Origin of the sequence: Komarekiella delphini-convector SJRDD-AB1, from assembly GCF_014831675.1 — a bacterium.
In the GTDB taxonomy this organism is placed as follows: domain Bacteria; phylum Cyanobacteriota; class Cyanobacteriia; order Cyanobacteriales; family Nostocaceae; genus Komarekiella.
Window position 1 is genome coordinate 1 of record NZ_VJXY01000054.1, and the last position, 19,332, is coordinate 19,332.

The window sequence follows — 19,332 nt, forward strand, 5'->3', positions numbered from 1 at the left end:
TCGCAGCCCCGTTAATTTTTGTGTTAACGTTTTATGCGGATTAATCGCTTATTGTCATCAACCTAAGAAACCTAGTCTTCAACTGGAGTGGCTCTTGCCTTCTTATCTTTAACCCGAACTCAGGTTAGCTAAATTAAGATTTGAAACAACAATATTTAGAGTAGATTCTTTTGAGCAGCTTCATCCTCAATTGGTCAAACTGGTTAGAGAAAAAGTACCAATTTATGAATTCACACCCACACAAAGCGATGAACCGAATATGACGAGTATTCAGTACTTTAAGAAACACTTTGAGTCATACTTGCGGGGGGATATTTTCCCGCTAGAGGAAACTGCTTGAGGATTCAGGAGGAGCCAGTACGGTCTTCTTCTGACTACTTGTTCAAAAAGGTTTACTAGTGGTAACGCGATCTGAGAAGATCAGAATATATGCATTTGACATTTGAACACTAGCAACAAACCATCATATAGATCCGGGTTTAGGAAGCAACAGATATGGATGAAACCTCAGAAATCATATTAACCGATAATGTAACCGCTCAAGATCTGGCAGAGGTCATTGAAGAACTGGAGCAATATCGGGAACGTCTGGTTAGAGAAACTACGGAAGTGGCAAAACGAGCTAAGGTGATGAGGGTAAGCTTAATGGGGCAACTGGAGCCTGAGCTTGCTAAGATTGACTCTGCACTTGAGGAACTCCGCAATCAGCAGGCCAGCCTGATGGTTAGTAACTAGTAATCCATCTGAATAATTTAGCTATGAGTGATATGCTCAACTCCGAAACTCAATCGGGGGGAAGTTCGCTACATCTTTCCCAGACGGAGACTGATGCCTTACTTGAGGTAGTCAGTGAACAACTAAGCCTGAACACTTTCAACCCTGATGACCAACAAATCCTGAAGCGAATGGTTGAAAGTCTGGGAGACTCGCGGGGAATGGTACGCTTGAGTTTCGCAGAGGCATTGGGTAAAATTGGCAAGCCTGTTACCCCGTTGTTGCTGGAGGCTGTGGCAAATCACCCAAATCCAGTTGTACGGAGAGCCAGTGCTAAAACCTTGACACTCATTGCTGATCCAAAAGCAGTTCCAACTTTAGTCAACGCCCTCCTAAATGATCAGGATACTGTTGTCAAAAACTCCTGTGTTGGAGCGCTCGCTAGAACGGGTGAGGCAGCAGTACCAGCATTGCTAGAAATTTTAGCATCAACTGAATATCCTGAAAGTTCCAAGGGTCTAGCGACATGGGCGTTGGCATTTATTGGTGCAGAAGCCAAGGAGTATGTATATCGAGAAATTGACTCTGACTCGCCCGAAGTTCGTGCTGCCGTGATTGGTTCAATCGCAGCGATCGCTCAGGAAAATCCAGAAGCGGGAGCGTTCGATATCCTGATGAATGCTCTAGCTGATCCGGTTTCATCCGTACGATGCGAAGCCACAACAGCCTTGAGTAACCTCAAGTATCGTCCTGCGGTTCCCCAGCTAGTTGATTTGCTAAAAAATCATGCTGATTGGGAAACTCGGAGGGCTGCGGCTCTAGCATTAATGAAAATAGGCGATCGCACTGCTTTAGAATCCCTACAAGTTGCATTAACAATAGAAGAAGAAGCGGCGGTTCAAGCTGTGATCAAGTTGGCGATTTCTCAAATTGAGAGGCATTCAGAAGAAGACATTTGGGAATAAGACGATGAAAGGCAAATGGAAAAATGACTCTTACTTTTGACCAAGCTGCTTACAGTAATCTGCTAGCTGAAGTCGTTCCCAAGGTGATTGAAACGGAAGAAGATTACAATCACGCCTTAGTACTGGCAGAGCGCCTAACCTTTGCCAAGAACCGAACTCTAGAAGAACAAGCTATACATAAGCTGATAGTAACGCTGATTGAAGCGTATGAGGCACAAAACTATCCAATGGATGAATCTGCACCGGATGAAATTCTCCAACACATTGGAAGTCAGTTACACCCACCAAGCTGACTTAGTGGGCATAATCGGGTCTAGCGGCGTGGTGTCTGAGGTTGTGAACGGCAAGCGGTCGATTAGTAAAGCACAAGCTAAAGCACTCGGAGATTACTTCAAGGTGACACCCAGCCTGTTCATCTAATCCATATTACTTACCAGTACAAGTTAGCCCCTACTCCTCAAGTGCGATCGCTAATTCACTCTCTTAGAATAATTAATCACCTGATCTAATCGCGGCAATGCACTCACTGCTGACTCACGAATATATGGATCGACAGATTCATCACTAGTCAATGCCGTCAGCACTTCTACCCCCCGAATATCACCCATCGAACCGAGTGCATTCACAATCGCCACAGCTACCGCAACATTATCCGTCGTTCTCAGCGCCTCAGCCAAAATTTCAAAAGCAGGAGAACCAATTTCGCCCAACGCCATCACGGAGGCAATGTAAACAACGGGATTTGGGTCATTGAGGGCTGTTTTTAATCCTTGTAAGCCATCGGTAGGAAAGGAAACTTCTGGATGGTTGGCAGCGACCTGAGCCAGAGCCTTAGCACAACTACCTCGAATAGTCGCGTTATCGCTGTTTAACAATGACTCTACCAGTGAAGGCACGGCATCGGGCCCAATAGCGCCCAGTGCTTTTACCGCAGCTCGCCGATAGGTAACATCTTCATCATCCAAAATGCCCATCAAGCGAGAAATAGTATTTTCATCCCGGACATCAGCCAGTTCCCGCATCGCTCGTTCCCGCAGATTAGGGTTGGGATGTTTCAATTGTTCAAATAAAGAATCTATTGTCATAAGTTTATTTCTATATCGTCAGCGGGGACTGGGGATTGGGGACTGGGGACTGGGGATTGGGGACTGGGGATTGGGGACTGGGGAAGCTAAGGAGCACAGGGAGCAGAGGGAGCAGGGGAGCAGGGGAGCAGGGGAGCAGAGGAGCAGGGGAGCAGAGGAGCAGGGGAGCAGGGGAGTAGGGGGAGAATAAATACTGACTCAAGACTCAGAACTCAGCACGGGCTAAACCATAGCTATCCGCGCTTCAGCACGGGCTAAACCATAGCTATCCGCGCTTCAGCACTCAGCACGGTTGACCCTTGACTTTTGACTAATGATACAACTGAGGGACTCTTAGTCGATCGCTTACCCTAATTTAGGCAAAGCAATATACTGAGAGTCCCTTAGTTTTAGAGTATGACGATCGCTCGTCTAGTTAATCCATCTCACTATGACAGGGAGTTGATTACGTAGTCGAGGAGAGAACGGAATTCAACCAACGCTTGAGGAGACATATCGCGAGGAGAGCAAGCGCGATCGCGAGTATAAGTCATCGCAGTAACATAGGGAGCAGTGGGCAGACCCAAGGAGCGATAAACTTCACGAGCACCTGCAATACCCCACTCATCCAGAGGGCCAGTACCACCAACAACTAAGCTGTAGTTGATTAGACGCAGGTAGTGCTTGATGTCGCGGAGGCACTTGTCTTTTTTGACTTGGGTGTCGCCAGCTTCACCTTCTTGGTTGAGGTAAGGATATTTTTTGAAAGCAGCGTCATAACCTTCTTTGGCTACGGCATCGATACCAGAAGCTAGCTTTTCAGCAGCTTCCAGACGAGCAGACGCACGTTGAATGCTACCTTGGATGGATTCTAAGTCAGAGGTGCTGGGGAAACGACCTGCTGCATCAGCAGATGTAATAACTGTGGTGATAACTGATTTCATTGCTTTTTATATTCCTGATTGCATTTGCTCGGATTTGGATTTCAGTTTGCTTGGCTAATAGCCGTTAGCCATGAGCTGTTAGCTCAGAGCAGAAATAACGCGATCGAAGTAGCTAGCGGCTTCTGAAGCCAAGGCAGAGCAGTCGCCTTGCACAACTTCCAGTTTGCGGAACTTTTTACCAGCGTTAGCTTCAGTGTTGGTGTTGGTGATGTGGGCAACGCTGATAGACTTCAGGATTTGAAAAGCGCGTACAGCAGAGGTGGTAGGTACGCCCAAAGCTGAATAGGTTTCTTTGAGGCCATTCAGAGCGCGATCATCTAACACAGAGGAATCACCAGCCAACAGCGCATAGGTTACATAGCGCAGGACAATTTCAGCATCACGCAGGCAAGCAGCCATCCGGCGAGTGGGGTACAAGTTACCACCAGCTTGTAGCAAACCTGTGTTCTCACAAGCGATACCAGCAATAGCATCAGAAACAGCACAACTAGCATTGCTAGCGATCGCATTCACAGCGTCAAGGCGTTTGTTACCATCAGCAATAAAAGACTTGAGGGCTGCCAAATCAGCACCACCGATAGGAGCAGTTTTTGCATCTGCTGTAATTACAGCTCTAGAAAAAGCATCAAGAACCATTGAGTTCCCCTTGATATTCACAAATGGTGGATATTATTTTTGGCGTGTTCTCGAAATAATTGCGAGCAGCCAAGAAAAACATAGGGGATTAATAGTACTCTCGTCTTTTCTATGAGAGAGAAAGTAATAATCTGTAATATTTTCCACTTAGCACTTAGTTACTTCCACATTCTCCTCTTGCTTACCCAACTTTCTTTTGTGGTTAATCAAAAACGTGAGCCTGGGTGAGTTTTACCACTTTCACCCAGGCTGATGTTATTTAGGACACTATGAGATTTTGTACTTAGATCAAGTTTGAATTAAAGTGTGAAAACCATCAACTCTTTATGTATGTAGTAGTAACAGTCACTTGCAATGGTTGACTTCGTTGTAGGCATTTTGCCTTGCTGTAGAGAACAACTGCACTAATTGGCATAAGCAATTCTCCGAAGTCTCAAAGCCGCCTTATTGGGGAACCACACAATAAGCTAACTTTTACTGTTTACGGTTTTATCCGTAAAACGCTGCCTTATAAATCGCGTCTGGATGACTAAATTTGACTAAGTGTCAAGCTTGTTTAATTAAATGCTTGACCAAATTGTCTTTTACCATCATTTGCCGTAAAACTTCTAGCAAAAATTCTTGAGCCTCTTCGCGACTCAAATCTTTAACCTGGTCTTTTAAGTTTTGTAAACGGAACTGTTGCTCTAAGGTCAGTTCGATTGGGAAGTCCATGATTCACTCCTCTGATTCACATAATCGAAGGGTATTTAGTTAATACTGCTTGTACAAACCAGCATTTCTACTAATCTAGCACAAGATATTAAACTGTCTACTTTGTCAAGCTATAAGCAACTGCCACCATAAAAGTTTACAATTGTATAGCAACATACCGATTTAAATCCCTTTGTCGGGAGGCTGATTGAAAGCTAACCGCTGATCGCTGTAATGTTTAGAATGTCTATATACCAATAACTTTAAAAAGAAAAAATCCGTAAAACATCATCCGTAAGAGTAATAAGTAGGAGTCAGAAGATTGATGGATGCGATGGAATTTTTTAAGTTAAGTGCTGGCAAATGGCGATCGCAACGAGCGACCCATCATCTTGCCTTCAAGCGCTCAGAGACGGGAGAATCAGACATTCAAGTAGAAACTCTGGCTGAAGATCACCCAGAAATCATTGAACTATGCCAGTATCATCAGATTGACCCTAGTCTGTCAGTGGGTGGCTCGCGCGTGCGTTGGCTGGGCACAATGGCTTGGGATAGAGATGCTGATGAAAACCATGAGGGTAAAACCATATTTGCGATCGTGCCTGATGTTGATAACCCCAGGCAAGGTAGATTACTCCGGGAGAGAGGTTACGCAGAAATTGTGCCTGTAGTCGGTCTATATCATATGGATGATCAAGATGGGCTAGTGCTGACCACTGAATATGAAACAATGAGTTCCATTGAGCGATTCTGGTTCGCCAGCCCAAATCTCCGACTAAGAACCAGTACAGTGAAACGGTTTGGTGGTTTCAGCACGGCATCGTTTTGTACTGAGGCCCGCGTTGAGACATCTTCAGAAGGTTCCAGTACAGAAGAAGTAACCTCCAGACAAACAGAGGATGTTCAGGAAGCAAGACAGTTTTATTCAGTTTTGGGCTGGTGAATTATCTGAAGCAGACTGATGCTTTTACTCGTGGTCTAGAGTATGTACGCCTGATACAGGAACTTGCTCTAGAGCCGGGTATGGTGGATGTAATCAATAATCTGCGCGATCGCATTTCTATTTGCACTTGGATCGGCGATAATATTGACACTATTAATGCTCAGCTTAAGATCTATCTTGAAGCTTGTCATGATTGCTTTCATCCCCAAGATCGTCCCCACATCCAAATTTTTGCAGTACCCATAGCTCAATCCTTTGGCATCGACGGTCTGTGCAACATTTTCACAACCCCAATCACCATTCTGGTAGATGTCGGACGAATTGCACCTATAGACTGGTTAAGTATCGTTGCTCATGAATACGCCCATGCTCATTTAGGAGACTCCGGTCATAACCAGCAGTTTGTCAGAATTCTATCTCACCTGTGCTTAGGACTGGGATTGGAACCGCCTGAATGGGAGCCAGGGATGGAAGCAACTTTGCGTAACTGGCCTTACTGTAACTCAACCATAGATCCTCTGGAATTTTGGATAGGTCAAGGGTATTGATTAAGGAAAGGAGAAGCAGGGGAAGCAGGGGAAGCAGGGGAAGCAGGGGAAGCAGGGGAAGCAGGGGAAGCAGAGGAGCAAAAGGGCAAGGAAAGAGAATAATTAATGACTCTTGTCTCCCTTACCCTTCGTCTGTTCCGAGTCCCCAATCCCTAATGTTAAAGATTATTGCTTGCTTTCAAAAAAGTGAAACTGAATCCCCTAATCTGAAAATGGACAAAGCTTTTAATGGGAAGCTATCTAATTGTGATTTCTTGTTATCTTTAGTGAGAATTTAGCAACTAGATTAAGTTTGACAGTTGATTCCTTTATTAAGTTACTTAGCTTTATCTCAAAATTAGCGTGTATAAAGCTACTTCCTTTTCTGGATAGCCACAGTCATTTTACTGCTAGGCTATGGACTAAATACCGTAAACTAAGCCTACTGCTACGAAAACTTATCCTTGGTTAAGTTTCGTGAAATTTAATCAGAATTCTGAGGTTCTGATACAACTACTCCCTTAATATGTGATTTAAAGTTGTTAATTTTAATTAAGAACATGGAGGCTTTAGAGTGCCACTTCCTCTATTAACATATGACCCTTCAAGTCAAAACCAGCGTGTAGAGGCGTATGAAGTACCGGGTGATGAACAAGCCAGGATTTTCTCTACAGACAATCTGCTTTCTCCATCAGATTTAGGTAATTTGATCGAAGCAGCATATCGTCAGATTTTTTTCCATGCTTTTGCAGCTGATCGCGAACCATTCCTAGAGTCTCAACTCCGTAATGGACAGATTACAGTACGAGACTTTATTCGTGGTTTACTGCTTTCCAATACCTTTAAGAAAAGCTTCTACGACCTCAACAGCAACTACCGTTTTGTTGAACATTGCGTGCAGAAGGTTCTCGGTCGCGATGTTTACAACGAGCGGGAAAAAATTGCCTGGTCAATTGTAGTTGCTACCAAGGGTATTAAAGGTTTTGTTGATGAATTGCTCAACACTGAAGAGTACCTGAGCAATTTTGGATACTCGACAGTTCCCTATCAGCGGCGTCGAGTATTACCATCCCGTGCTGAAGGTGAGTTACCTTTCAACATCAAATCTCCACGATATGATGCTTATCACCGTGCTAAACTGGGTTTCCCACAAATCATTTGGCAGGTAGAAGTACGGAGATACACCCCACAAGACCAAAAGCCCAAAGCTGGCGATCCTGCTCTATTCCTGGGTATGGCACAAGATATCAATGCAACTGGCAATCTTCCACAACGGATCTCGCCATACAACATTGATATTGAAAAGTCTGTACCTTATAGACAACTGTCAGGCGTTAAGTAACGATTTATTGTCTGCATCTGGCTAGTACACTGCCTAAAATCATCTTATAGCGTGCATAAGTCCTGGGTTATGTAGGAGTTTCATTTAGGTATAACTAGTGAAACAGACTTTATCCCATGCCTGATGCACGCTAATTGTTTATCAGTTGTTGGAAGTCAAAAGATAGTAGTCAGCATCAGCCTTTTCACCTTTGTGTCTTTGCGTCTTGGTGGTTAAAAAGTAAATTTTTTAACTACAAAGACACTAAGAAGAATGCACCATATCACATCTTGAAATGGTTGGAATTATTACTCAGCACTCTTGATTACGAGTAAACATAATTTGGTATCAGTTTGACAGTGCAATTCGTCTTTGTAAAACTTCCAAAAGCTTTGTAAATGTTCTGGGAGGAGGAGCTGTTACCTCAATCGACTCCGCAGATAAGGGATGCTGCAACTTTAGACGCCAAGCGTGTAGTGCTTGACCGGGCAAATTTACCCCCACTGAACGACCAGAACCATAAACTGGGTCGCCGACAATTGGATGACCAATTTTGGCGCTGTGGACGCGAATTTGATGGGTACGTCCAGTTTCTAATTGGAAGTGGATTAATGTGTAATTACCCAAGCGCTCTAGTAATTGCCAATGAGTGATGGCAGATCGTCCACCTTGTTCAACGGGTATAATAGCCATTTTTTTGCGGTCTTGTGGATGGCGACCGATGGGCAAGTCTATAGTACCACTTTCAACTTTTGGCGCACCGTAAACCACGCCTAGGTATTCTCGCCTAGCGGTTTTTGCTTGGAGCTGTGCTTGTAGGCTTTGATAGGCAATATCTGTTTTGGCAATTGCGATCGCCCCTGTTGTATCCTTATCCAGTCGATGGACAATTCCTGGACGTTGGACTCCCCCAATTCCTGGTAAGTTGGGACAGTGTGCTAATAAGGCATTTACTAAAGTACCATCTGGATGACCCGGTGCGGGATGCACGACTAAGCCTGCGGGTTTGTTAAGAATGAGTAACTGGTCGTCTTCGTAGAGAATATCTAGAGGAATATCTTCTGCTTGCAGTTCTAAGGGTTGCGCTTCTGGGATTTCGAGAGTGATGCGATCGCCTATTTTGACATTAATCTTTTTAGATATGCAGACTTTGCCGTTAATTTGCACGTTACCCTGTTCGATTAACTGTTGGATGCGGGAACGGGATAAGTCTGGTAATTCTTGGGAAAGATAGCGATCTAGGCGTTCGTTATTTTCTTCAACTTGTAAATTAAATTCGGTCACAATTGCTCTGGGTTAATTCCCCGTTCTTTAAGTAAGGCGCGGAGTGCTTCTAGTTCACTTTCTGCTTGTTCAGCTCGTTGGCGTTCTTGTTCAGCTCGTTGGCGTTCTTGTTCAGCTTGAGCTTGCGCTTGTTGCCGTTGTTGCGCTAGTTCTATATATGTCAGAAACCGTTGCCCATCAGGACGATAAATCTGAAGTTCGTTATCTGACAATTCAAAGCGTATACCAAGACGAGAACTTACCCAACCAGTCATTTGGGGAATTTCAGCTAGTTCACTACCAGAACGTAACCAACCGCTTAACTCACCTGTCTCTGGATCATATAAGTAATATTCTTCTACCCCATAACGCTCGTAAAATTTGTATTTAGCAATCATCTCTTTAGCACTATTGCTAGGAGAGAGAATTTCAAACACCACTTGCGGGGGAATATTATCTTCTTGCCATTCTAGATAAGAACCTCGGTCTGCTTTTGGTCTGCCAAAGACTACCATGACATCAGGCGCTCTGCGGGTAACGTTATCCCCCTGAACAGGATACCAAAATAAATCGCCGGCAACGAATACATTAGGGTCATCAGCAAATAAAAGATCCAAGTTCTTTTTAATCAGCACAATCAACTCAAACTGTTTTGTATTTTCTGCCATTGGCTGTCCATCGCTTTCGGGGTAGACAATGGCTTTTTGGCTGTTGGAAGATGGTAGCTGAGTGACCATTGCTATAAGTCCAATTTCACAAGTGTATTGTCAATTTTAACTAACTGAAGGTTCTTCAATTTGTAAATTAAATTCGGTCACAATTGCTCTGGATTAATTCCCCGTTCTTGAAGTAAAGCGCGGAGTACTTCTAGTTTACTTTCTGCTTGTTCAGCTCTTGCTTCTGCTTGTTCAGCTCGTTGTCTTTCTTGCTGTCGTTGCTGATCTAATTCCAAATAGGTAAGAAAGCGATCGCCATCAGGGCGATAGATTTCTAGTTTTTCCTCAGACAACTCGAAGCGCACTCCTAATTTAGGACTTACCCAACCAGCCATTTGGTCAATTACTTCTAATCGTGAGTTACGAAGCTGCCAACCTGTCAAGTCCACTACATCAGGTTCATATAAATAGTATTCTTCTACACCATAACGTTCATAAAACTCAAATTTTTTCGCCATTTTGGAGATACGGTTTCCAGGCGACCAAATTTCAAAAACCACTTGTGGGGGAATATAGTCTTCAAACCACTGTTGATAAGAACCTCGATATCCTTTCGGTCTACCAAATACTACCATCACCTCGGGAGCTTGGCGGAGCTTGTTATCACCTTCCACGGGATACCACAACAAGTCACCAGCGACGAACACATTAGGATCGTTGGCGAACAGCAGTTCTAAATTATCTTTAATCCAGACAATTAATTCAAACTGCTTGGTGTTGTCTGCCATTGGCTGTCCGTCACTGTCGGGGTAGATGATGCCTTTTTGGGTGGAAGATGGTAACTGTGTGACCATTGCGGTGATTCCCATTCGACAGGTAGATGATTAATTTTAACGAATTGCAAGCAAGAGAGAGATTTAGCGGCGAAAGCGAGTTATGAGGCTATATCGGTGCAGGATACTCCAGAGGATTAGGCTTGCAATTAAGCCAGTCGCAAAACTCCCCTAAAAAGCCATTGTTTTTCGCTGAGCTAATACTTGCGATCGCGCTGTGTTTACTTAATTTTTACTCTGTCGCGAATAGCAATAGTCACATTTTCTAATATGGCTACTCCTGTATCTAGATTTAGATAATTTGTTTCTCATATTCCGCTAATTACAGCAAACGTTTTATCACATCATTTGGTGTATTTACTAACTTTTATCCAACATATTATATCTGTTCCACTTAAGACTTTAGATTTTTATGTTAAATTGCCAGTACAAAATAGTTCGTTACTTTACAAGCGTAATTTAATCACATAATAAAAGTACGCTTTACTGCACATTTTCCATATATCAGGATAGTTCAACGAACAAATATCTATAACAATTCCCTAAAAAAAATATTAATTTTCATTCATATTTTCTTTAATGACTTATTATAAAATTTACATACTATTTTTACTTTTACTTGAAATTTATAGTAATCTAAGTTTTAGTAAGTAATTTACTTTCCATCTACCATTTAACTAAAGACTGTGATTTTTTAGGTATGAATTCTAATTTTTGAGTTTTACTGTCAATTCGAGAATTTAGTGTTCAGAATTATGCTAGGTAACTATTCATCGCAACACAAATTTAGAGCGTGTTTTCATTACTTATGAACAGATTACCTTCCACTGAGTCAGCCGTGGTTGCATCTCACTACATACCATCACTGCATCAGTTATTCTCTGACTCACCCCTAATGAGACTTTGCCATTTCTATTGCTCAAGGGATAAATTTACTCAAGTCTTGTAAAGAAAAGCTCTACAATCCAGAACTTAAGTAAAACCTTGAACAATTATAGATACTTAGTTCCATAAAACACACTAAAACTGCGTAAGCTGTCCTCAAGAAGGTGTCTGAAGTTCTAAACTCTGAATTTACGCGTTTCGGCTGAAGCAGTAAAGTCCGAGCAAAGCGGAACTACGGTTTTTGCTCTGTTTGCGGTTCTGAAGCGTTGGTTTACAACTGTAGTTGAGTTACAGTGAGGCAGTCAGATTAGCAAAAGATACAGAAAGTAAATCTGATTTTTGGAACACTGTTTCCAGGAAACAAATTAAGCTATTTCGCTATTTGGCAACAGTAGAGCTTGGTTTGACATAGCGAGTCGTGATTTGTGCATTATAGCTTAGCAGAGATTGGCGAATTAGGTGTTGGGGGGTGTGGAATCTCTGTACTAACTTAAATGTGACCGCTATATTGATCTGACAGTGCCTACGATAATGTCGCTGTGAATTCTGAAAAGGTAATTCACGAATTTTGACTGCGAATATAAATTTAATCCAGAGCCGTCCCGATGAAGACACTTCCTATTAGTAGATATAGATTTTTCCAAAAACTCCAGCCCTTATCTTTATTAAAAAAAATTACTAGTAAGTCTGTTACTGGTTGTTTACAGGTCTTTAGTACGTCAGGTTCTTGGTCAATATACATAGACGAAGGTAAATTGATCTATACCTGCTACTCAGAGAAAATGTTTGAACCCTTGTACAGAAACTTGCAACGCTTAAGCCTGCAAATTTCTACCCTTCCTCGCGGAATTCACGAGCAGCTGCGGGCGATATTTGAAACGGGTATTGAAAATCAGGCAATACCAAATCCAGATTACTTAGCTATTTGCTGGTTAGTCAATCAGAAATATCTTAGTCCTTCTCAAGCAGCGTTGCTGATAGAACAATTAGCTCTAGAAGTCCTGGAGTCATTTCTGAGCTTAGAAGAGGGAAGTTACGAATTTATTCCTGAAAGCTTTTTGGATGACATGCCAAAGTTCTGTCATCTTAATGTTCGCTTACTAGTCGAACGGTGTCAAAGGCGATCGCCTACTTCTCCAGTGCAACCCTCGCAATTTTTGCCAACAAATCAGCCACAAACTCGAACCAAGGCTGCTCAAAAGTTGCTTAAGCTAGACAACGGCAATCAACCAGTAGCATCCGCTAACCGCCCTTTAACTAGCAGTATTAATACTATCGATCATAGCAGCAAGCAAATTATACCGCCGCCTGCTGACAAAAAACTCTACACAATCTTTTGTATTGATGATAGCCCCACAGTTTTGAGTGCGATCAAAAATTATTTAGATGAGCAAATGTTTTCGGTTGTGGGAGTCACCGATTCCTTGAAAGCTTTGATGCACATTATCCGTGCTAAACCCGACTTAATTTTGTTGGATATTTCAATGCCTAACTTAGACGGATATGAGCTATGTTCTTTGCTGCGTAAACACTCGTATTTTAAAAATACACCTGTGATTATGGTGACAGGAAAAACAGGTTTTGTAGATCGAGCTAAAGCCAAGATGGTCAAGGCTTCAGGCTATTTGGCTAAGCCTTTTACACAAGGAGATTTACTGAAAGTAATCTTTCAACACATTGTTTAATCTTTGTAAAACAAAAATAACTAAGCCTTGGAGATTAAAGATTGAGCATTACTTGGATTAGTACAATTCTAGTTGTCAAAGATTCTTTGAGTGAATTGGAATTAATCAGTCATTTTCTTAGAGATAGAGGTTATAACATCATTAAAACCACCAGTGCTAAAGAAGCTCTAGAAATAGTTTTAGAAGAAAAACCTGATGTGATTGTTACCGATGTGGTAATGCCAGGAATGAGTGGATTTGAGTTGTGTCGCTTCCTCAACAGAAATCCAACTAATCAAAAAGTGCCGATTGTAATTTGTAGTAGTAAAAATGAGGCAATTCATCACTTGTGGGCAAGGAAACAAGGTGCTGACGCCTATATAACTAAGCCATACACCTCTGAACAGTTACTAAGTATTATTCAATCAGTAGAAGTACAAAGCCACAACTCGATTTTTCAAAGAAGCTGCAAACTAACCATCAAACTGGACGACAACTAGACAAAATAGCGTGCATATTTACTACCTGACCAATTACCGCGATCGCCGGCGCACCAAATCCAGTTTGCTCTACTTGTTCTACAATTGTCTTCAACGTCCCAATCAATTCTTCTTGTTCGGGTCGCGTACCCCAACGTACTAAAGCAATCGGCGTTTCTAAACTCAGCCCAGCTGCGCTCAACTGTTCTACAATGTAAGGCAGATTGTGAATTCCCATGTAAATTACAATGGTTTCACAACTGTGGGCGATCGCATTCCAATTTACTATCGGTTTATATTTACCCGCAGCCTCATGCCCAGTAACAAATGTTACGGATGAACTATACAGTCGATGAGTCAAAGGTATACCTGCATAAGCTGCTGCTGCAATCCCAGATGTAATACCTGGTACAACTTCTACTGAAATTCCAGCTTTCACCAATTCTGCCATCTCCTCACCACCGCGACCAAAGATAAAGGGGTCGCCACCTTTGAGGCGCACCACAATTGCATTATCCTGCGCTTTATCAATTAGCAGTTGAGTTGTTTCATCTTGCAACAAAGAATGTCTCCCCATGCGCTTACCAGCGTTAATTTGCTCTGCTTGGGGATTAATCATTGCTAAAATTGTTGGACTCACCAAGGCATCATAGATGACTACATCTGCACATTCCAACAACCCTTTACCCTTGAGGGTCATTAGTCCCGGATCTCCGGGCCCCGCACCCACCAAATAAACTTTTCCCAAATACTTTCTCCCCTCTGTTTGTGTGCAATTTATTTTTCTACTAAATCCCAAATTAGCTCGGCTAATTCTGCACTTGCTCCTAAAGGCTGAGCCAGTTGGAAATTCACCATAGGGAACTGTAATTTTAGCTCCTCTATTGACCGAGCGATCGCATCGGTGATTCCACCCGCGAATAAAAAATATGGCAATATTGCAATTTCCCGATAGCCAGCAACTACCAATTCCTTCACTCGTGATTCTAAATTAGGAGGGACAGCCCAGTAAGCAACCATTGCTTCTAAACTTGCCGCCATTGCTTCTACTGATTGTTGCGAACCAGGGCGACTGCTACCATGAGCTAACAAAATCCATGCTTGTGCTTTGATAGCAGCCATTGACTTTGTTAGTAATTTCCCTAAACTTGGGTGGCTGCCTAAGTATGGTCGTAGCTCAATCATCATATCTTGACCAATAACCTGTTGTGCTAGCGCTACTTCCGCCGGAATATCTGTCATTACATGCACTCCCGACAGCAAAAATAGCGGTATAATTTCTAGATGATTGCACCCAGCGACTAAAGCGCTCTTGGCAAATTGTCGAATCTGCTCGTGTAATGGCTCAGAACTTGCTTCCAAGTAAGCTACACCTACTTGATTTTTACAATCTGGAGATACACCACCAGTAGAAGCTGCTTGATTATAGCTATTATCCAGTTTATTACTTAGTAGCTGTGCTAGTTCTTGCATGGCAATTTCTGGACGCGGATCGCGACTTCCGTGGGATACCAGCAGATAAGCAGATGACATTGGCAAGGATTTAACTCTCTGTTGCTATTTTTTTTATCTTACTTAAGATTAAAAGGACTTGATTGTGGGATATTTAAATAACCGCAGCAAGAATAGGCATCGTAGTTAGGCTTATTACAACTGTGCTTTAGAGACTACTGGTTTATTTGCTGGCGATCGCAAAATATCAAAAAATTGACCGAACAGGGTAGCGATTGTCCAGAAATTTATATACAAAAGTATGTGCAAGCTATTCCATGTTCTTCCCTGTGCCGCTTGCCTTATTGTTCTTGAGCAGTGTAAGTATAAAATTGATTCAATGCTCCCACCGTTTCAAATCTGTAAGAAGGTATCCAAGAATTTAGTTTTAAATCTGTACGGTAAATACTAAAAATAATATAATTTTGCCTTTCTGTAGTCCTGGCAAGAATTTCCTGCATTTGTGGATTAACCGAATCAACCAACTTATCACAATTTAAATTTATTAAATTTTCTAAGATATTCGTTGTTTTTTTACATACGTCAGTTTTTAAGTACTTAGCCAATCGCTGTACTGCATACTCTTCATATTCAGCCTGACTGGGATTGGTCTTCGCCATTGTCACCCCTAAAGCGGCGAGTCCCGCTGCTGCTCCAAGATATGCGATAGGTTCCATTAACAAACACTCTTGATCGCTTCCCCAAAACTTGTTATAATCCAAATTGTTGAATGGCGAGCGTAGCCAAGTGGTTAAGGCAGTGGTTTGTGGTACCACCATTCGTGGGTTCGAGTCCCATCGTTCGCCCTATATTACAGTACAGTATCTTATTTGGCAATAATTTTTATCTACACTTGAGTCAGCCTAGATAAGGTAGTACAGCTTAATATTAATTTAGCTTATAGGTATTTTGATGTATATAAGCACAAGTACTTGATAAACTTGGCTAACTCCTCTATTTCAATATCGAATTTATGACAATGATAATAGTAAATTGTTACTTTTTTATTTTTCTGCTAACGCATGAATAATGGAAGCAGATGAGCTGTATCTGCTTCCAAAAAAAGTTTTTAACGCACAGTAAGCTGTTAGAAAAGTCCTAAAAGAATGAGAAAAGTCAATCCACAGAAGGCAAGTAAAGAGATAATCATGATGTTACCTACGCTGTGGTCTGAAGCTGTTAACTTATTTATATTGTCAGCCATACTAACCGACCCTATTTAAACAACTTTATGCTGAAATTATAGCTAGAGTAAATAAGCATTTGATCTAGATAACTTAAAAAATTGATTTTAATTCATTTAAGTTAAAATACACAGTTATAGGCTCAAGCAAAAAATTAACTTTTGTTTCAAAAATTGGGAAGGTAGTAGCGCACTACATAAGAATAGGTTTTTACAAAAAAAACTATTCATTGACAAGTCTGCTCAAGCTATAAAGTAAATCTTGATATCGTAAGTCAACTGACAATAAAATACACACGAATAAACAATATGGTAAACAAATACATGCAACCATTGATAACTTAAGTGATAGTGCTCTTAGTGCCGTTGTATCAATATTTTCTAACCTCTATCAAAAGAAACAAGAATTGTATTCCTTTAGTTAGATCAAAAAATACTGAGTAATAGATACTTTAAGTAAAGAAGAACACGATCTAGGTATCTGCTAAAAAGTAGTTAACCTTAAATGCAGAGGTAAAGATAATTTATCTGTATTGATTCGTGGTTCTATATTATGCAAACAAGGTAGGAGCTTACCGCTCTTGCCTTGGGAGCCAACAATGTAAAATTTTCTAGCGGGGTTGCCGTGTCTGAATTATTCCAAGCAGTCCTAGATAGTGAAGAAAAGAGTGATTTGCGTTCTTTCGTCAGTGAACTACGTCAACAAGACAAAAAGTATTTGTTGCGGAACGACATATTGAATGTATACAGTGAATACTGCTCCAAGTACCAGAAATCTGAGACGTTTTGTACTACTTCTGATTTAGGCAAATTAATTTACTACACTCAGGAAATTATTCAGGAGGACTCAAACTTCTGTTTCATTATCCGTTCTAAGATTGCTAGTCAAGAAATTTATTGGTTAACATCAGACTTGAGTGTTGAGCCAATGACGGTGCAAGAACTGCTGGATCTACGCGATCGCTTAGTGAACAAGTTTCAGCCTAACGAAGGAGACTTGCTAGAGTTAGATTTTGGGCCTTTTTATGACTACACCCCTGTGATCCGCGATCCCAAAAATATTGGCAAGGGTGTGCAATTTCTCAATCGCTATTTATCCAGCAAAATATTTCAAGACTCCAAACAATTGCTGGAAAGCTTATTAAATTTCTTGCGTCTGCACCAATATAACGGGGTTCAATTATTAGTCAACGATCGCATTCAATCCCAGCAACAACTTTCGCAGCAAGTTAAAAAAGCGATCACATTTGTTAGCGATCGCCCCAATGAAGAACCTTACGAAGACTTCCGGTTCCAATTGCAAACAATGGGTTTTGAACCGGGTTGGGGTAACACAGCCCAGCGTGTGCGAGATACTTTAAATATTCTCGACGAATTGATAGACTCTCCCGATCCCCAGACTTTAGAAGCCTTCATCTCTCGCGTCCCGATGATTTTTAGAATCGTCCTTGTCTCAGCCCACGGTTGGTTTGGGCAAGAAGGCGTTTTGGGGCGTCCCGATACTGGTGGTCAGGTGGTTTACGTACTTGATCAGGCTAAGAGTCTAGAAAAGCAGTTGCAAGAAGATGCCCTTCTAGCTGGTTTAGAGAAACTAAACGTCCAGCCAAAGGTGATTATCCTCACCCGTCTGATTCCCAATAGTGATGGTACTCTTTGTAATCAACGACTAGAAAAAGTCCACGGTACTGAAAACGCCTGGATTTTACGAGTACCTTTGCGGGAATTCAATCCCAACATGACTCAAAACTGGATTTCCCGATTTGAGTTTTGGCCTTATCTAGAAACCTACGCCATTGACTCAGAAAGAGAACTGTTAGCAGAATTTCAAGGTAGACCTGACTTAATTGTCGGTAACTATACTGATGGGAATTTAGTGGCATTTCTGCTAGCGCGGCGGATGAAAGTCACTCAATGCAATGTCGCCCATGCTTTAGAGAAATCTAAATACTTGTTTAGTAACCTGTACTGGCAAGATTTGGAGGATAAATATCATTTTTCATTGCAATTCACAGCTGATTTGATTGCAATGAATGCTGCTAACTTCGTCATTAGCAGCACCTACCAAGAAATTGTTGGAACAACCGATAGTGTGGGACAGTACGAGTCTTACAAGTGCTTCACTATGCCGGAGTTATACCACGTAGTGAATGGGATTGAATTATTTAGTCCCAAATTTAACGTCGTACCACCTGGGGTAAACGAGAATTATTATTTCCCCTATTCTCAAACTCAAGACCGAGTTGAGAGCGATCGCCAACGTCTTGCAGAAACGCTATTTACCTTAGAAGATCCGATCCAAATATTTGGCAAACTCGACGATCCCAGTAAGCGCCCTCTATTTTCAATGGCACGTCTTGACCGGATCAAAAACCTCACAGGTTTAGCCGAATGCTATGGTAAAAGTCAGGAATTACAAGAGCATTGCAACTTAATTTTAGTTGCAGGTAAGTTGCGCGTGGAAGAATCAGGCGACAACGAAGAACGTGACGAAATTATCAGACTTTACCAAATCATTGACGAGTACAATCTTCATGGGAAAATTCGCTGGCTTGGTGTACGTCTATCTAAAACTGATTCTGGTGAAATCTACCGAGTAATCGCCGATCACCAAGGAATTTTTGTGCAACCAGCTTTATTTGAAGCTTTTGGTTTGACAATCTTAGAAGCAATGGTTTCAGGAATACCGACTTTTGCCACACAGTTTGGTGGGCCATTAGAAATTATTCAGGACAAGGTTAATGGATTTTACATTAACCCGACCAATTTAGAAGAGACAGCCACAAAAATTGTAGATTTTGTTACTAAATGCGAACAGAATCCTAACTACTGGGGTGAAATCTCTCAGCGAGCAATTGACCGAGTTTATAGCACTTATACTTGGAAAATTCACACTACCAAGCTGCTCTCATTAGCACGAATTTATGGCTTCTGGAACTTTACCTCGAAGGAGAACCGGGAAGATTTGTTGCGCTATATTGAGGCTTTGTTCTATTTAATTTACAAGCCAAGAGCGCAACAACTATTAGAGCAGCACAAGTATCGATAATTAGTCATTAGTCAATGGTCATTTG

Annotated in this window: 18 protein-coding genes, 1 tRNA gene and 3 pseudogenes; 12 read left to right on the plus strand and 10 right to left on the minus strand. The window is 41.7% G+C overall.

The annotated features are described in order from the left end of the window. The 5 genes and pseudogenes from FNW02_RS40250 to FNW02_RS30955 all read left to right on the plus strand — a co-directional run. A pseudogene (locus tag FNW02_RS40250) lies at positions 1-112 on the plus strand (IS982 family transposase); the annotation flags it as partial. 24 nt (positions 113-136) lie between these two features. Continuing rightward, positions 137-340 (plus strand): annotated as a pseudogene (locus FNW02_RS30940) (DUF1838 family protein); the annotation flags it as partial. A gap of 155 nt (positions 341-495) precedes the next feature. After that, the gene (locus FNW02_RS30945) at positions 496-735 is read left to right on the plus strand and encodes a hypothetical protein (protein ID WP_191761280.1); all 240 of its coding nucleotides are present in this window, start codon (positions 496-498) and stop codon (positions 733-735) included. Positions 736-758: 23 nt separating this feature from the next. After that, complete coding sequence (locus FNW02_RS30950; protein ID WP_191761281.1) at positions 759-1,679, plus strand: HEAT repeat domain-containing protein; 921 nt, start codon at positions 759-761, stop codon at positions 1,677-1,679. A 23-nt stretch (positions 1,680-1,702) separates the two neighbouring features. Beyond that, a pseudogene (locus tag FNW02_RS30955) lies at positions 1,703-2,099 on the plus strand (helix-turn-helix domain-containing protein). A gap of 50 nt (positions 2,100-2,149) precedes the next feature. Here FNW02_RS30955 and FNW02_RS30960 read toward each other — a convergent pair. The 4 genes from FNW02_RS30960 to FNW02_RS30975 all read right to left on the minus strand — a co-directional run bounded on the left by FNW02_RS30960 (position 2,150) and on the right by FNW02_RS30975 (position 5,037). After that, positions 2,150-2,764 (minus strand): HEAT repeat domain-containing protein, encoded by a 615-nt coding sequence (locus tag FNW02_RS30960; RefSeq protein WP_191761282.1) that lies wholly within the window; start codon positions 2,762-2,764, stop codon positions 2,150-2,152. A gap of 428 nt (positions 2,765-3,192) precedes the next feature. Beyond that, entirely contained in the window at positions 3,193-3,687 is a 495-nt protein-coding gene (locus FNW02_RS30965; protein ID WP_191761283.1) for a globin family protein, read from the minus strand. 78 nt (positions 3,688-3,765) lie between these two features. Next, positions 3,766-4,323 carry a globin family protein gene (locus tag FNW02_RS30970; protein ID WP_191761284.1) on the minus strand — a complete coding sequence of 186 codons (558 nt, stop codon included), beginning with the start codon at positions 4,321-4,323 and terminating at the stop codon, positions 3,766-3,768. A 546-nt stretch (positions 4,324-4,869) separates the two neighbouring features. Beyond that, on the minus strand, positions 4,870-5,037 hold the full coding sequence (locus tag FNW02_RS30975; RefSeq protein ID WP_191761285.1) for an NblA/ycf18 family protein: 168 nt from the start codon (positions 5,035-5,037) through the stop codon (positions 4,870-4,872). A gap of 304 nt (positions 5,038-5,341) precedes the next feature. Here FNW02_RS30975 and FNW02_RS30980 point away from each other — a divergent pair, with 304 nt between their 5' ends. From FNW02_RS30980 to FNW02_RS30990, 3 genes are all read left to right on the plus strand, one after another. Next, complete coding sequence (locus tag FNW02_RS30980; RefSeq protein WP_191761286.1) at positions 5,342-5,959, plus strand: phycobiliprotein lyase; 618 nt, start codon at positions 5,342-5,344, stop codon at positions 5,957-5,959. After that, positions 5,956-6,507 carry a hypothetical protein gene (locus FNW02_RS30985; RefSeq protein WP_191761287.1) on the plus strand — a complete coding sequence of 184 codons (552 nt, stop codon included), beginning with the start codon at positions 5,956-5,958 and terminating at the stop codon, positions 6,505-6,507. The genes FNW02_RS30980 and FNW02_RS30985 overlap by 4 nt, the downstream gene beginning before the upstream one ends. Positions 6,508-7,060: 553 nt before the next feature. Continuing rightward, complete coding sequence (locus FNW02_RS30990) at positions 7,061-7,828, plus strand: phycobilisome rod-core linker polypeptide (RefSeq protein WP_191761288.1); 768 nt, start codon at positions 7,061-7,063, stop codon at positions 7,826-7,828. 327 nt (positions 7,829-8,155) lie between these two features. Here the strand turns inward: FNW02_RS30990 and FNW02_RS30995 are convergent, their stop codons facing one another. The 3 genes from FNW02_RS30995 to FNW02_RS31005 form a co-directional block, all read right to left on the minus strand. Next, complete coding sequence (locus FNW02_RS30995; RefSeq protein WP_431356829.1) at positions 8,156-9,091, minus strand: RluA family pseudouridine synthase; 936 nt, start codon at positions 9,089-9,091, stop codon at positions 8,156-8,158. Next, the gene (locus FNW02_RS31000; protein WP_191761289.1) at positions 9,088-9,807 is read right to left on the minus strand and encodes a Uma2 family endonuclease; all 720 of its coding nucleotides are present in this window, start codon (positions 9,805-9,807) and stop codon (positions 9,088-9,090) included. The genes FNW02_RS30995 and FNW02_RS31000 overlap by 4 nt, the downstream gene beginning before the upstream one ends. A 77-nt stretch (positions 9,808-9,884) precedes the next feature. After that, positions 9,885-10,580, minus strand: a complete 696-nt coding sequence (locus tag FNW02_RS31005; RefSeq protein WP_191761290.1) for a Uma2 family endonuclease — start codon at positions 10,578-10,580, stop codon at positions 9,885-9,887. A 1,469-nt stretch (positions 10,581-12,049) separates the two neighbouring features. Here FNW02_RS31005 and FNW02_RS31010 point away from each other — a divergent pair. Further along, positions 12,050-13,129 carry a response regulator gene (locus FNW02_RS31010; RefSeq protein ID WP_191761291.1) on the plus strand — a complete coding sequence of 360 codons (1,080 nt, stop codon included), beginning with the start codon at positions 12,050-12,052 and terminating at the stop codon, positions 13,127-13,129. Between the two features lie 41 nt (positions 13,130-13,170). Then, complete coding sequence (locus FNW02_RS31015) at positions 13,171-13,608, plus strand: response regulator (protein WP_191761292.1); 438 nt, start codon at positions 13,171-13,173, stop codon at positions 13,606-13,608. On the opposite strand, the gene cobA is transcribed toward FNW02_RS31015, so the two are convergent. From cobA to FNW02_RS31030, 3 genes are all read right to left on the minus strand, one after another. After that, the gene (gene cobA, locus FNW02_RS31020) at positions 13,589-14,368 is read right to left on the minus strand and encodes a uroporphyrinogen-III C-methyltransferase (protein WP_191761313.1); all 780 of its coding nucleotides are present in this window, start codon (positions 14,366-14,368) and stop codon (positions 13,589-13,591) included. The two genes, FNW02_RS31015 and cobA, sit on opposite strands and share 20 nt — an antisense overlap. Further along, entirely contained in the window at positions 14,365-15,120 is a 756-nt protein-coding gene (locus FNW02_RS31025) for a sirohydrochlorin chelatase (RefSeq protein ID WP_191761293.1), read from the minus strand. Before FNW02_RS31025 ends, cobA begins: the two co-directional genes overlap by 4 nt. A 260-nt stretch (positions 15,121-15,380) precedes the next feature. Then, complete coding sequence (locus tag FNW02_RS31030) at positions 15,381-15,755, minus strand: DUF4359 domain-containing protein (protein WP_191761294.1); 375 nt, start codon at positions 15,753-15,755, stop codon at positions 15,381-15,383. Positions 15,756-15,811: 56 nt separating this feature from the next. On the opposite strand from FNW02_RS31030, the gene FNW02_RS31035 reads away from it, so the two are divergent. Continuing rightward, positions 15,812-15,884 (plus strand) — tRNA-His (locus tag FNW02_RS31035). 1,002 nt (positions 15,885-16,886) lie between these two features. Beyond that, on the plus strand, positions 16,887-19,307 hold the full coding sequence (locus tag FNW02_RS31040; RefSeq protein ID WP_191761295.1) for a sucrose synthase: 2,421 nt from the start codon (positions 16,887-16,889) through the stop codon (positions 19,305-19,307). The last annotated feature ends 25 nt before the right edge of the window (positions 19,308-19,332 follow it).

What these genes read in the sequence shown, in the direction of transcription:
- FNW02_RS30945 (WP_191761280.1), top strand. Translation starts at nt 496, where the DNA reads ATGGATGAAACCTCAGAAATCATATTAACCGATAATGTAACCGCTCAA.
- FNW02_RS30950 (WP_191761281.1), top strand. Translation starts at nt 759, where the DNA reads ATGAGTGATATGCTCAACTCCGAAACTCAATCGGGGGGAAGTTCGCTA.
- FNW02_RS30960 (WP_191761282.1), bottom strand. Translation starts at nt 2,764, where the DNA reads ATGACAATAGATTCTTTATTTGAACAATTGAAACATCCCAACCCTAAT.
- FNW02_RS30965 (WP_191761283.1), bottom strand. Translation starts at nt 3,687, where the DNA reads ATGAAATCAGTTATCACCACAGTTATTACATCTGCTGATGCAGCAGGT.
- FNW02_RS30970 (WP_191761284.1), bottom strand. Translation starts at nt 4,323, where the DNA reads ATGGTTCTTGATGCTTTTTCTAGAGCTGTAATTACAGCAGATGCAAAA.
- FNW02_RS30975 (WP_191761285.1), bottom strand. Translation starts at nt 5,037, where the DNA reads ATGGACTTCCCAATCGAACTGACCTTAGAGCAACAGTTCCGTTTACAA.
- FNW02_RS30980 (WP_191761286.1), top strand. Translation starts at nt 5,342, where the DNA reads ATGGATGCGATGGAATTTTTTAAGTTAAGTGCTGGCAAATGGCGATCG.
- FNW02_RS31000 (WP_191761289.1), bottom strand. Translation starts at nt 9,807, where the DNA reads ATGGTCACTCAGCTACCATCTTCCAACAGCCAAAAAGCCATTGTCTAC.
- FNW02_RS31005 (WP_191761290.1), bottom strand. Translation starts at nt 10,580, where the DNA reads ATGGTCACACAGTTACCATCTTCCACCCAAAAAGGCATCATCTACCCC.
- FNW02_RS31010 (WP_191761291.1), top strand. Translation starts at nt 12,050, where the DNA reads ATGAAGACACTTCCTATTAGTAGATATAGATTTTTCCAAAAACTCCAG.
- FNW02_RS31025 (WP_191761293.1), bottom strand. Translation starts at nt 15,120, where the DNA reads ATGTCATCTGCTTATCTGCTGGTATCCCACGGAAGTCGCGATCCGCGT.
- FNW02_RS31030 (WP_191761294.1), bottom strand. Translation starts at nt 15,755, where the DNA reads ATGGAACCTATCGCATATCTTGGAGCAGCAGCGGGACTCGCCGCTTTA.